Annotated in this window: 11 protein-coding genes; 5 read left to right on the forward strand and 6 right to left on the reverse strand. The window is 70.6% G+C overall.

Annotated features, from left to right (window positions below):
• Window positions 1-49 precede the first annotated feature (49 nt).
• The 6 genes from ACTIR_RS0117920 to ACTIR_RS0117945 form a co-directional block, all read right to left on the reverse strand.
• Window positions 50-1,654: a solute symporter family protein gene (locus ACTIR_RS0117920; protein WP_026455312.1), complete on the reverse strand. Its 1,605-nt coding sequence runs from the start codon at window positions 1,652-1,654 to the stop codon at window positions 50-52.
• A complete protein-coding gene (locus ACTIR_RS0117925; RefSeq protein ID WP_026455313.1) occupies window positions 1,651-2,049 on the reverse strand; it encodes a DUF485 domain-containing protein in 399 nt (132 codons plus the stop codon). Before ACTIR_RS0117925 ends, ACTIR_RS0117920 begins: the two co-directional genes overlap by 4 nt.
• A gap of 135 nt (window positions 2,050-2,184) precedes the next feature.
• Window positions 2,185-3,960, reverse strand: a complete 1,776-nt coding sequence (locus ACTIR_RS0117930; protein ID WP_026455314.1) for a sodium/solute symporter — start codon at window positions 3,958-3,960, stop codon at window positions 2,185-2,187.
• Window positions 3,957-4,358 (reverse strand): hypothetical protein, encoded by a 402-nt coding sequence (locus tag ACTIR_RS0117935; RefSeq protein ID WP_026455315.1) that lies wholly within the window; start codon window positions 4,356-4,358, stop codon window positions 3,957-3,959. Before ACTIR_RS0117935 ends, ACTIR_RS0117930 begins: the two co-directional genes overlap by 4 nt.
• A gap of 55 nt (window positions 4,359-4,413) precedes the next feature.
• A complete protein-coding gene (locus tag ACTIR_RS0117940; RefSeq protein ID WP_026455316.1) occupies window positions 4,414-5,211 on the reverse strand; it encodes a LytR/AlgR family response regulator transcription factor in 798 nt (265 codons plus the stop codon).
• Window positions 5,208-6,185: a sensor histidine kinase gene (locus tag ACTIR_RS0117945; protein WP_034240796.1), complete on the reverse strand. Its 978-nt coding sequence runs from the start codon at window positions 6,183-6,185 to the stop codon at window positions 5,208-5,210. The genes ACTIR_RS0117940 and ACTIR_RS0117945 overlap by 4 nt, the downstream gene beginning before the upstream one ends.
• 481 nt (window positions 6,186-6,666) lie before the next feature.
• On the opposite strand from ACTIR_RS0117945, the gene nhaA reads away from it, so the two are divergent.
• The 5 genes from nhaA (at window position 6,667) to clpX (ending at window position 12,729) form a co-directional block, all read left to right on the forward strand.
• Window positions 6,667-7,995 (forward strand): Na+/H+ antiporter NhaA, encoded by a 1,329-nt coding sequence (gene nhaA, locus ACTIR_RS0117950; RefSeq protein ID WP_026455318.1) that lies wholly within the window; start codon window positions 6,667-6,669, stop codon window positions 7,993-7,995.
• A gap of 262 nt (window positions 7,996-8,257) precedes the next feature.
• The gene (gene tig / locus ACTIR_RS0117955) at window positions 8,258-9,748 is read left to right on the forward strand and encodes a trigger factor (RefSeq protein WP_026455319.1); all 1,491 of its coding nucleotides are present in this window, start codon (window positions 8,258-8,260) and stop codon (window positions 9,746-9,748) included.
• 109 nt (window positions 9,749-9,857) lie between these two features.
• Window positions 9,858-10,463: a ClpP family protease gene (locus ACTIR_RS0117960; RefSeq protein ID WP_084258412.1), complete on the forward strand. Its 606-nt coding sequence runs from the start codon at window positions 9,858-9,860 to the stop codon at window positions 10,461-10,463.
• 25 nt (window positions 10,464-10,488) lie between these two features.
• Window positions 10,489-11,115, forward strand: a complete 627-nt coding sequence (locus tag ACTIR_RS0117965) for an ATP-dependent Clp protease proteolytic subunit (RefSeq protein WP_007023752.1) — start codon at window positions 10,489-10,491, stop codon at window positions 11,113-11,115.
• 324 nt (window positions 11,116-11,439) lie between these two features.
• The gene (clpX, locus tag ACTIR_RS0117970; RefSeq protein ID WP_026455320.1) at window positions 11,440-12,729 is read left to right on the forward strand and encodes an ATP-dependent Clp protease ATP-binding subunit ClpX; all 1,290 of its coding nucleotides are present in this window, start codon (window positions 11,440-11,442) and stop codon (window positions 12,727-12,729) included.
• The last annotated feature ends 180 nt before the right edge of the window (window positions 12,730-12,909 follow it).

The following is a 12,909-nucleotide window of genomic DNA, read 5'->3' on the forward strand; positions in this document are numbered from 1 at the left end:
TGGCGGGGTACCGGCAGGGGCGGCCCGGACGGGCCGGTCGCGCCCGGCCTCAGTGCGCCGAGGCCTTCTCCGCACCCGCGCCGGTGAGCGAGCGCACCTCCATCTCCTTGTGCTTGTCCTCCAGGTGCTCGGAGGACAGCACCGTGCCGAGCCAGCCGAGGAAGAACGACACCGGGATGGACACCAGCCCCGGGTTCTGCAGCGGGAACCAGCTGAAGTCGGCGCCACTGATCATCGAGTTCTCCGTACCGGACACGGCCGGGGAGAACACGATGAGCACGATCGTCACCGACAGCCCGCCGTAGATCGACCACAGCGCGCCCGAGGTGTTGAACCGCTTCCAGAACAGCGAGTACAGGATGGTCGGCAGGTTGGCCGAGGCCGCCACGGCGAACGCCAGGGCGACCAGGAACGCCACGTTCTGGTCCTTGGCCAGGATCCCGCCGAGGATCGCCACCGCGCCGATGACGCAGGCGGTGATGCGGGCGACCCGCACCTCGGTGTTCTTGCTGTCGACCTTGCCCCGCTTGATCACGTTGGCGTAGACGTCGTGCGCGAACGACGCCGACGCGGTGATGGTCAGGCCCGCCACCACGGCCAGGATCGTCGCGAACGCGACGGCGGCGATGAAGCCGAGCAGCACCGGTCCGCCGATCGCCTCGGCCAGCAGCGGTGCCGCCGAGTTCTCCCCGCCGGGGGCGTTGTTGATCGTGTCGGTGCCGACGATGGCCGCCGCGCCGTAGCCCAGCACCAGGGTGAACAGGTAGAACAGGCCGATCAGGGAGATGGCCCACACCACCGACTTCCGGGCGTCCTTCGACGTGGGCACGGTGTAGAAGCGCATCAGCACGTGCGGCAGGCCCGCCGTGCCGAGCACGAGGGCCACGCCCAGGGACAGGAAGTCCAGCTGGGTGGCGCTGTCCACGCCGTACTTGGCACCCGGGTTGAGCAGCGTGTCGCCCTCACCGGAGGCTTCGGCGGCGGAGCCGAGCAGCTCGGAGAGGTTGAACCCGTACTTGCCGAAGACCCAGACCGTCATCGCGAACGTCCCGGCGATCAGCAGCCCGGCCTTGATGATCTGCACCCAGGTGGTGCCCTTCATCCCGCCGACCAGCACGTAGATGATCATCACGACGCCGACGACCGCGATGACGAGGCCCTGCCCGACGTCGCCCTCGACGCCGAGCAGCAGCGACACCAACGCGCCCGCGCCCGCCATCTGCGCCAGCAGGTAGAAGAACGACACGGCCATCGTCGAGGTGGCCGCCGCGGCCCGCACCGGCCGTTGCCGCATGCGGAACGCCAGGACGTCGCCCATGGTGAACTTGCCGGTGTTCCGCAGCAGCTCCGCCACCAGCAGCAACGCCACCAGCCAGGCCACGAGGAACCCGATCGAGTACAGGAAGCCGTCGTAGCCGTACACGGCGATCGCGCCCGCGATACCGAGGAACGACGCCGCCGAGAGGTAGTCCCCGGCGATGGCCGTGCCGTTCTGCGGCCCGGAGAACGCCCGGCCGGCGGCGTAGTAGTCGGACGCGGTCTTGGTGTTGCGGGACGCGCGGAACACCACGACCAGGGTCACCACCACGAACAGGGCGAAGATCGTGATGTTCAGGATCGGATTGTTGCCTTCGATGCTCTGCGCCAGGTTCACGACGACGCCTTCCCTTCCGTCTGGTCACCGTCGGTGTCCGACTCGCCGTCGGCGAACCCGGCCGCCTCGACGTCGTTGCGGATGCTGTCGGCGACCGGGTCGAGCCTGCGGTTGGCGTAGCGCACGTACAGCCCCGTGATCACGAAGGTGGACACGAACTGCAGCAGCCCGAAGATCAACCCGATGTTGATGTTGCCGACGACCCGGACGGACATGAAGCCGTGCGCGTAGTCGGCCAACAGCACGTACAGCAGATACCAGACCAGGAACAACGCGGTCATCGGGAAGACGAAGTTCCGCAGCCGTTTCCGCAGGTCCTGGAACTCGGCGCTGCCGTGCACCTCGGCCCAGGAACTCGGCCCCGGCGGATGCGTCGAGGGCTCGGTGGTACTCACTCCTGACCTCCTCGTCAGTGGCGCACTCTCGTCGGTGGGCGCACCCGCCGACCGGTGCCCGTGGGGGCGTACCGGTCCGCGGTGCGCCGTGCGTGCCGCGTCACAGTAGGGAGGAGGTCCGAGACGTCGTAATTGTCAGCGGACCAATCGGCGCGTGATGCGACGAACGGCCGACGAGCGGCGGGCCGACCACGACGAGTGGCCCAGGTCACGTGCCAGGGCCCGGCGGTCGGCGAACGGGGAGCTGCGGTGCTCGTGCAGGTGCAGCCGCAGCATCGCCGCCGTCGCCCACGGCGGCGGCCTGCCGAACAGCGACACCACCACCATCACCGCGAAGGCGAGCGGCACCGACCACGGGGCGGGCTGCACGAGCAGGACGGTGAGCCAACCCGGCAGCGCGACGTCGAGGGTGCCCAGCAGGAAGGCCCCGCACGAGGTCGCCAGCCCGACGGCGACCCCGGCGACCGCGCCCGCCGCCGTCAGCCGGGACCACCAGATCCCCAGCACCAGCAGTGGGCAGAACGTCGAGGCCGCGACCGTGAAACCCCAGCCGACCAGGGTGCTGGCGTCCAGTCCGAGGGCCGGCAGGGCCAGCAGCACCATGACCGCCGCCGCCCCGAGCACCGCGACCCGCAACTGCCGCAGCCCGCCGGGCACCAGATCGTGCGAGATCGCGCCGGCGACCACCAGCAGCAGCCCGAGCGAGGTCGCCAGGAACGCCGCGAACGCCCCCGCGGTCAGCAACCCGGTGAACACCGTCCCGACGACGGTGTCGTCGACCTGTGCGGGCAGCGCCACCACCGCGCTGTCCGTCGCCCCGGACAGGTACAGGTGCGGCACGAGCACGTGGCCGAGCGTGCCGTAGATGCCGGGGAAGAGGTAGAACGCCGACAGCAGCACCACGGTCAACGCGGCCGTGCGCCGGGCGGCGGTGCCGTCCGGGCTGGTGTGGAACCGCATGATGACGTGCGGCAGGCCCATCGTGCCGAACATCGTCGCCATCAGCACCGCGAGCGTGGCCAGCAGCGGGTGCCCGGTGTCGTCGAGGTCGAGCAGCGGCCGTTCCCAGCCCGGCGCGCCCGGCGGTGCCGCCCCCTCGGGTTCGGGGGCGCGGCTGCCCGCGGCGAAGGTGACCCGCGTGTCCTCCGGCACGGTCCACTCGCCCGGGGGGACGGTCCGCGTGCCGCCGTCCGGGGTGCGTACCCGCACCCCCTCGGGAACGTCCAGGGTGGCCCCCACCCGGAAGGTCACCGCGGTCTCGCTGTCGAACCGGGTGAACTCCTCGGCCGTCAGCGCCCGCTCCCGGACGTCCGGACCGACCTGCGCCAGCAGCCACAGCGCGGGCACGATGAACAGCACCAGCTTCAACGCGAACTGGAACGCCTGGACGTAGGTGGCCGCCCGCATCCCGCCCAGGGCCAGGGTGGCGCTCACCGCGGCCCCGGCGATGATCACGCCCACCCAGTAGGGCGTCCCGCTGACCACGCTGAGTACCAGGCCGGCGGTGCGGAACTGCGGCACCAGATAGAGCACCCCGATGGTCAGCACGACCGTCGCGGCCAGTCTGCGCAACGTGGGCGAGGCCAGCCGCGCCTCGGCGAAGTCGGGCACCGTCAGCGCGCCGGAACGGCGCATCGGCGCGGCCACCAGCGCCAGCATGGCGATGTAGCCCGCGGTGAAGCCGACCGGGTACCACAGGGCGCCCACGCCGTCGCGGATCATCAGCCCGGCCACCCCGAGGAAGGAGGCGGCGGAGAGGTACTCCCCGGACACCGCCGCCGAGTTCAGCAGCGGCGACACCCGGCGCGAGGCCACGAGGAAGTCGGACGTCGTGCGCATGGCCGCCACGCCGCGCAGACCGACGAACAAGGTGATCAACAGCACCGGCGCCACGGCCAGCGTGACGATCACGGGGGGCCTCCCCGGGACGGACGGTGCCCGTCCACGTCCCCGTCGCCGTCGTGGTCGGACCGTTCGGTGCGCTCGACGTGGCGCAGGTGCCACACCGCCAGCAGCACCATGCACGGGAACGGCAGCACCCCGACCGCCACCCAGGACACCGGCACCCCGAACACCCGCACCGTGTCCAGTGCCGGGACGGCCGCCAGCAGCAGGGGAAGCCCGACCACGAGCACGCCCAGCAGGGTGAGGGTGAGCACCGCCCGGCGCAGCTGCACCCGGTACTGGGCGACCGCCCGCGGCGCGTCCGCCGGGTCGAGCGTGGTGGGGCGCCACGGTCCCCGGTACCGCCGTCGTGCGTGCGCCAACCGGGTCTGCGGGCTGGTGACCGTCACTCGGCGCTGGCTCATGGTGCCGCGGCCGGTGTTGCGGTGGAGGGCCCGGTGCTCGCGGTGCTCGCGGTGCTCACGGGGTCGTCCCCTCCGCGTGCAGCTCGCCGCGCTGTGCCGCGCGCAGCAGCTGTTCCCGCAGGTTGCGCGCGTGCCGCCTGCTGACCGGGACGTCACCCAGGTCGGTGTGCGCGAGCAGGCCCCCCACGGAGTCGCTGCGCAACTCCCGCACCGCGCTCAACGCGACCAGGAATCCCCGGTGGGTACGGACGAACCCGGCGTCGGCCCAGTACTCCTCCAACCGGGAGATCGGCATCCGGACCAGGTGCACCCCGGACCGCGTGTGCAGCCGGACGTAGTCGCCGTGGGCCTCCACGAACCGCACGTCCTGGCGCTGGACGTACCGGGTGCGCCCCGCCGACTCGACCGGCAGCGCCGCCAGCGCGTCGGGCGTCGACTGCCGCGGGGGCGCCGGGTGCTCGCCGGGCACCATCCGGCTCACCCGGGCCAGGGCGTCGGCCAGGCGTTCGGCGCGCACGGGCTTGAGCAGGTAGTCGACCGCGCCGATCCCGAACGCGGCCACGGCGTGCTCGTCGTAGGCGGTGACGAACACGATCACCGGGGGCGTGGCGAGCTTGTTCAGCAGCGCGGCGAGTTCGAGCCCGTCCAGTCCGGGCATCGCGATGTCCAGGAACACCGCGTCGAACCGGTCGTCCTGCAGCCGCTTGAGGGCCGTCAGCGGGTCGGCCGCCGCGACGACCTCGGTGACCTCGGGCGACTCCCGCAGCAGGTGGCACAGATCGTCCAGGGCCGCGGGGACGTCGTCGACGGCCAGCACCCGCAGGGCCGTCGGGGCGGGGTTGGTCTCGGTCACGGCATCACTCCCGGCTGGAATCGCGGTATCCGCATCACGACCCGCGTGCCCGCACCCTCCGCCGTCTCGAGGACGAGGCCGAACCACGGCCCGTACACGTTACGCAGACGGCGGTCGACGTTGGCCAGCCCCATGCTCGTGGCGCCGCCGGTGCCCGCGAGCAGGTCGCGGGCCAGCTCCGGGTCCATGCCCACCCCGTCGTCGGTGACGCTGATCACACAGTCGGTCCCCTCCGCCTCGCCGAGCACCTGCACGGTGCCGCCGTCGGAGTGGCGTTCGATCCCGTGCCGGACGGCGTTCTCCACGATCGGCTGCAGCACCAGGTACGGCAGCGCCACGGCGAGGACCTCGGGCGCGACCCGCACCTGCACCCGGAGCCGGTCGCCGAGCACCGCGCGCTGGAGGGCGAGATACGTCTCGATCGCGTGAAACTCGTCGGCCACGGTCGTGTACTCCCCGTGGCTGGCGAGGCTGTACCGGATGTAGTCGGCGAAGTCGAGCATCAGCTCCCGGGAACGGTCCGGGTCCGGCCGTACGAGTCCCGCGATCACGGTGAGGGCGTTGTACACGAAATGCGGGGAGATCTCGGCCCGCAGCGCCCGCAGTTCGGCCTCGGCGGCCTGCTCCGCCGACGCCTCGAGGCGGGCGCGTTCGAGCGCGGCGACGATCAGGTTCGCCACCTCGCGCAGTTCCGCCGTCCGCGGGGCCCCGGAGACCACGAGGACCCCGGCGAGTTCGTCGTGGACCAGCAACGGCAGCGCGACCACGTCCCCGCGGCGGCCGCGGTGCTCGGTGTGCAGGACCCGGTCGATCAGCGCCGTGGCGTCGACGTCGGCGGGCATGGCGCCGACCGTGGTGACGGATCCGGAGAGGTCGGCCAGCCCGACGGCGTCGGCGGCGAGCAGCCTGCGGATGCCGCGGCAGGCCGCGCGCACCCGGGGGCCGGCGAGTCCGTCGGCGAGGTCGTCGGACACGTGCCGGGCCGTGCGCAGGACCGCACCGGAGTCCCGCGGAGCTCGCGACCACGGCGAACCCCGCTGTGGACGGAGTCGTCCCGTGGGTGTCGACATGTGGCTCCCAGCGTCGTCGGCGGTGCGGGGGAATCTAACCGCGCGCGCACCGGTCCGGGAACCCTCCCGGGCACACCGGGAGTGACATTCCGCTCAAGTCGTGCGGATCGGGACCCGTGGGGCGGTCCGGTCGGCCGCGGGGGCCCGCACCGCGACGGGACGCCCGCCCGTGCCGGATAATCGCGGCGTACAGGGGTGGAACCGGCCGTTCGTCGTCTCCGTCGTGCCGTGTCGGGGAAGGCGGTCGCCTCGTGCGGGGCGTCCCCGCGGGTGCGGTGTCGCCCCGGGGCCCGCGGCCGGAAGCCGCCGGTGCGTGCGGTTCGCCAAGTACGATCACGCCTGCAGTGCCCGACGCACCCGACCGGGAGGGGTTGACGAGACCGAGATGAGCACACCACCCCCCACCACACCGAAGCTGTTCAGCCGCACGACCTGGCGGGAGTGGAAACAGGTCGCCGAGATCCTGCGCCTGGAGACCGTCGGCGGGATGTTGCTGCTCGCCGGAGCGGTCGTCGCGCTGGTCTGGGCGAACTCGCCCTGGTCGGAGTCCTACACGGCGATGCGGGAGTTCACCTTCGGCCCGGAGGCACTGCACCTGAACCTCGACCTGTCGCACTGGGCCGCCGACGGCCTGCTGGCCATCTTCTTCTTCGTGGTGGGGCTGGAGCTCAAACGCGAGTTCGTCGCCGGGGAACTCCGGGATCCACGGCGCGCGGCGGTGCCGGTCGCGGCGGCGGTCGGTGGCGTGGTCCTCCCCGCGGCGATCTACGTCGTGATCAACCTGGGTGATTCGTCGGCACTGAGCGGGTGGGCGATCCCCACCGCGACCGACATCGCGTTCGCCGTGGCGGTGCTGGCGGTCGTCGGCCGGTTCCTGCCCTCGGCCCTGCGGATGTTCCTGCTCACGCTGGCCGTGGTGGACGACCTCATCGCGATCACCATCATCGCCGTCTTCTACACCGACGACCTCGCGGTCGGGCCGCTGCTGCTGGCGCTCGCCCCGCTCGCCGTGTTCACGCTGCTCGTGCAGCGCCGCGTGCGGTCGTGGTGGCTGCTGATCCCGCTCGGCCTGCTCACCTGGGGGCTGGTGCACGCCTCCGGGGTCCACGCGACCGTGGCCGGGGTGCTGCTCGGGTTCGCCGTGCCCGCGCTGCGGCGCGAGGGCGAGGCCGTCGGCCTCGCCGAGCACTTCGAGCACCGCTGGCGGCCGGTCTCGGCCGGTGTGGCCGTGCCGATCTTCGCCCTGTTCGCGGCCGGGGTCGCCTTCGGCGGGTGGAGCGGACTCGTCGAGGCCCTCACCGATCCGGTCGCGCTCGGCATCGTGGCGGGGCTCGTCCTCGGCAAGGGACTCGGCATCTTCGGCACCACCTACCTCATGGGCCGGTTCACCAAGGCCGAGCTCGACCGGGACATCGCCTGGGTGGACGTGCTCGGACTGTCCCTGCTCGCGGGGATCGGCTTCACGGTGTCGCTGCTGGTCGGCGACCTCGCCTTCGGCACCGGCGGGGACCGGGACGAGCTGGTGAAGATCGCCGTGCTGTGCGGCTCACTGCTGGCCGCGCTGCTGGCGACCGTGATCCTGCGGCTGCGCAACCGCGTCTACCGCCGCATCCACGAGGAGGAGACCCGCGACGAGGACCGGGACGGCATCCCGGACGTCTACCAGGAGCCGTCCCCCGCGGACGGCGGCACGGGCCGCCCCGAGTCCCCGTAGGTGTCGTCGTAGGTGTCGCCGTGCAGGCCCCCTTCCCCGCGTGTGACTCCGCGAAGGCCCCCTTCACTGCACGGAGCGCGGGGAAGGGGGCCTTCACGGAGTGCCGGGGCGGGCACCGGACGCGGTCGATTCCCGGGTGGGGGACGGACCCGAACCACGGGGGAGCGGGGTGCTGGCCTAGACTCGGACATCCGGTCCGTGCTTGACCCGAGGTCGCCGGGCCGGCCCATCAGACCGACACAGTCCCGGCGAGGAGATAACGTTGAAGAGCACCGTCGAGCAGCTGAGCCCGACGCGCGTAAAGATCAATGTCGAGGTGCCGTTCGACGAGCTCAAACCGAACTTCGACCGCGCCTACCGCAAGATCGCTCAGCAGGTCCGGATCCCAGGTTTCCGTCCGGGCAAGGCCCCGGCCCGGGTCCTCGAAAGCCGTATCGGCCGTGCCCCGGTGCTCGACGAGGTCGTCAACGAGGCCATTCCCGCGAAGTACACGGAAGCGGTGCGCAGTGGTGAGGTGCGCACGCTCGGGCAGCCCGACTTCGAGGTGACCCGGCTCGAGGACCGCGACGTCCTGGAGTTCAGCGCCGAGGTGGACGTCCGCCCGGACATCACCCTGCCCGACCTCGACGACCTCACGGTCAGCGTGGACGACGTTGAGCTCGACGAGTCCGAGGTCACCCAGCAGCTCGACGAGCTGCGCGCGCGGTTCGGCACGCTGAGCGGCGTCGACCGGCCCGCGCAGAACGGTGACTTCGTCTCCCTCGACCTGTCGGCCACCGTCGACGGCGAGGAGGTGCCCGACGCCTCGACGAGCGGCCTGTCCTACGAGATCGGGTCCGGCCAGCTCGTCGACGGCATCGACGAGGCCATCATCGGTGCGAACGAGGGCGAGACGAAGCACTTCACGACGCAGCTCGTCGCCGGCGACCACGCCGGCCGCGACGCCGACGTCGAGGTCACCGTGAACTCGATCAAGGAGCGGGAGCTCCCCGAGGCGGACGACGAGTTCGCCCAGCTGGCCAGCGAGTTCGACACGATCGACGAGCTCAAGGCCGACCTGCGGGAGCGGGCGCTGCGCATGAAGCGCGTGCAGCAGGGCGTGCAGGCCCGGGACAAGGTCCTGGACGAGCTGCTGGAGCGGGTCGAGGTCCCGCTGCCGGAGACGATCCTCGAGCAGGAGATCTCCAACCGCAAGCACGACGCGATCCACCCGTACGACCACGACGAGGACGCCTACAAGCGTGCGCTCGAGGCCCAGGGCGGCGACCCCGAGGAGTGGGAGAACGAGGTCCGCACCGAGGCCGAGAAGTCGGTGCGCACCCAGCTGCTGCTGGACGCCGTCGCCGACCAGCGCGAAGTGGACGTCGACGACTCGGAGCTGACCGAGCGCATCATCTACCAGGCCCAGCAGTCCGGGATGAACCCGGACGAGTACGTGCGCCGGCTCCAGGAGGCGAACCAGCTCGGGGCGATCTACGCTGACGTGCGGCGGGGCAAGGCACTGGCCGGCATCGTGCGCGAGGTGACGGTGACCGACCAGTCGGGCTCCACAGTCGACCTCAGTGAACTGTTCGGGTCCGACGAGGACACCGACGACACCGGGGACGAGTCCGGCGCCGGGCAGGACACCGGGTCGGAGAACCGGGACGAGGACGCTGCCACCGCCTCGGGTGCGAACACCGCCTCGGGTGAGGACAGTGCCGGGTCGGCCACCGCCGACGACGCCGAGGGTTCTTCGACGCCCGAACGGTGACCGGTGCTCATGCTCTGAGCGAACTCGGGCGGTGACAGGCCATCTGCACCGCCCGGGTTCGTTAGGGTCGGTGACAAGATCTTCACACTTTGCGAAAAGGCAGGCAGACGTGACGCAGCACATGCCCGAGGGGCGGACCGGCACCGCGGGGCTCAACCTGACCGACTCGGTGTACGAGCGGCTGCTCCAGGAGCGCATCGTCGTGCTCGGATCCGAGGTCAATGACGAGGTCGCCAACCGCATCACCGCGCAGCTCCTGCTGCTGGCCGCCGAGGACCCGCAGGCCGACATCCGCTTCTACATCAACTCGCCCGGCGGATCGGTGACGGCGGGCTTCGCCATCTACGACACGATGCAGCTGATCGAGCCGGACGTGGCCACCTACGCGATGGGTCTGGCGGCGTCCATGGGGCAGTTCCTCCTGTCGTCCGGGACCCCGGGCAAGCGGTACTCGCTGCCGCACGCCCGGATCCTGATGCACCAGCCGTCGGCCGGTGTCGGGGGTACGGCCTCGGACATCGCCATCCAGGCCGAGGTGTTCGGCAAGTGGAAGCACCAGTTGGCCGAGATCACCGCCGAGCAGACCGGGCAGACCGTGGACCAGATCCTGGCCGACAGCGACCGGGACCGCTGGTTCACGGCGAGTGAGGCCCGCGACTACGGCTTCGTCGACCAGGTGCTCACCCGCGACAACCCGACCCCGAACGCGAACTGACCGGGCACGGTAGGAGGAGAAGACCATGAACATGCCCTATCTCCCGCAGTCCCGGTACGTGATGCCCTCCTACGTGGAGCGGACCAGTTACGGGATCAAGGAGTCGAACCCGTACAACAAGCTGTACGAGGAACGACAGATCATGCTCGGGGTCCAGGTCGACGACGCCTCGGCCAACGACGTGATGGCCCAGCTGCTGCACCTGGAGCACGAGGACCCGGACCGCGACATCATCATCTACATCAACTCGCCGGGTGGTTCGTTCACCGCGTTGATGGCGATCTACGACACCATGCAGTACGTCCGTCCGGACATCCAGACGGTGTGCCTGGGGCAGGCCGCCTCGGCCGCGGCGGTGCTGCTGGCGGCGGGGACGAAGGGCAAGCGGCTGGCGCTGCCCAACGCGCGCATGCTGATCCACCAGCCCGCGACCGAGGGCGCCTACGGCCAGGTCTCCGACCTGGAGATCCAGGCCCGGGAGATCCAGCGGGTCCGCCGCCTGATGGAGACCACCCTGGCCAAGCACACGAACAAGTCGGCCGACGAGGTGCGTGCGGACATCGAGCGGGACAAGATCCTCACGCCCGAGGAGGCCAAGGAATACGGCATGATCGATCAGGTGCTGGAGTACCGCAAGGCCTCGACGGACTGAGGACCTCGCAACGGCCTGATGCACGGTGACGGGCGGGCGGCGTGTCGGGAGACGGCAGCCGCCCGCCCGCGGCATTAGAGTGGGAGTCCGCGCCCCGATCGTCCGCGGACGCTCCCGTGGGACGCGCGGGGCAGGTACCGTCGGTGGCAACCGGACGGCAGCTTCATCGGACGGCATTCGCCACCGGAGAGCATCCGTCACCGGGCGGCGGTCGTCACCGGGAGCGGTGGCAACGGACAGAGGTGTCAACGCACGAGAAGGTGTCACCGGCACCACGCGGCACGCGGGTGTCACCGGCACCGGGAGGGGACGAGGTCAGCGGTCATGGCACGGATCGGCGACGGCGGAGACCTGCTGAAGTGTTCTTTCTGCGGGAAGAGCCAGAAACAGGTGAAGAAGCTCATCGCCGGCCCCGGCGTGTACATCTGCGACGAGTGCATCGAGCTCTGCAACGAGATCATCGAGGAGGAGCTCGCCGAGTCGAATGACGTCCAGCTCGACGAACTGCCGAAACCGACGGACATCCACGAGTTCCTCGAGCAGTACATCATCGGTCAGGACGAGGCCAAGCGGACGCTGGCCGTGGCGGTGTACAACCACTACAAGCGCATCCAGTCGACGCCGAAGAGCGGCAAGGACGGCAAGGACGAGCCGGTCGAGCTCGCCAAGTCGAACATCCTGATGCTCGGGCCGACCGGGTGCGGCAAGACCTACCTGGCCCAGACGCTGGCCAAGCTGCTCAACGTCCCGTTCGCCATCGCCGACGCCACGGCGTTGACCGAGGCCGGGTACGTCGGCGAGGACGTCGAGAACATCCTGCTGAAGCTCATCCAGGCCGCCGACTACGACGTCAAGCGCGCCGAGACCGGCATCATCTACATCGACGAGGTCGACAAGGTCGCGCGCAAGTCCGAGAATCCGTCGATCACCCGGGACGTGTCGGGCGAGGGTGTGCAGCAGGCGCTGCTGAAGATCCTGGAGGGGACCACCGCCTCGGTGCCGCCGCAGGGCGGGCGCAAGCACCCGCACCAGGAGTTCATCCAGATCGACACCTCGAACGTGCTGTTCATCGTGGCCGGGGCGTTCGCGGGCCTCGACAAGATCATCAACGACCGGATCGGCAAGCGCGGCCTGGGCTTCGGCGCCGAGATCCGCACCCAGCGCGAGATCGAGGAGAGCGACGTCTTCAGCGAGACGATGCCCGAGGATCTGATCAAGTTCGGTCTGATCCCGGAGTTCATCGGGCGCCTGCCGGTCGTCGCGAGCGTCACCAACCTGGACAAGGAATCGTTGGTGCGCATCCTGACCGAGCCCCGCAACGCGCTGACGAAGCAGTACACCAAGCTGTTCGAGATCGACAACGTCGAGCTGGAGTTCACCCGGACGGCGCTGGAGGCGATCGCGGACCAGGCGTTGCTGCGCGGGACGGGCGCCCGGGGACTGCGGGCGATCATGGAGGAGGTCCTGCAGCCGGTGATGTACGACATCCCGAGCCGCGACGACGTCGCCAAGGTCGTCATCACCGAACAGACCGTCCGGGAGAACGTCAATCCCACGATCGTGTCGCGGCAACCCTCGCGCCGGTCGCGGGAACGCGGTGAGAAGTCGGCCTGACCCCACGGGCGCTACCCTGCCGAGTCATGACGTCTCTTCCGCCGAATCCGCAACCGGTGCCGTCGTCCGGGGGCGGTGACGACGGCACCGTGACCGCGCGCGCTCCGGCCCCGCCGGAACCGCGGACGGTGCCCATGGCGGCGATGCCGCCGACGGTGTCCCCGCCGCCATCCGGTGCCG

Source organism: Saccharomonospora iraqiensis subsp. iraqiensis (genome assembly GCF_000430445.1).
In the GTDB taxonomy this organism is placed as follows: Bacteria; Actinomycetota; Actinomycetes; order Mycobacteriales; family Pseudonocardiaceae; genus Saccharomonospora; species Saccharomonospora iraqiensis.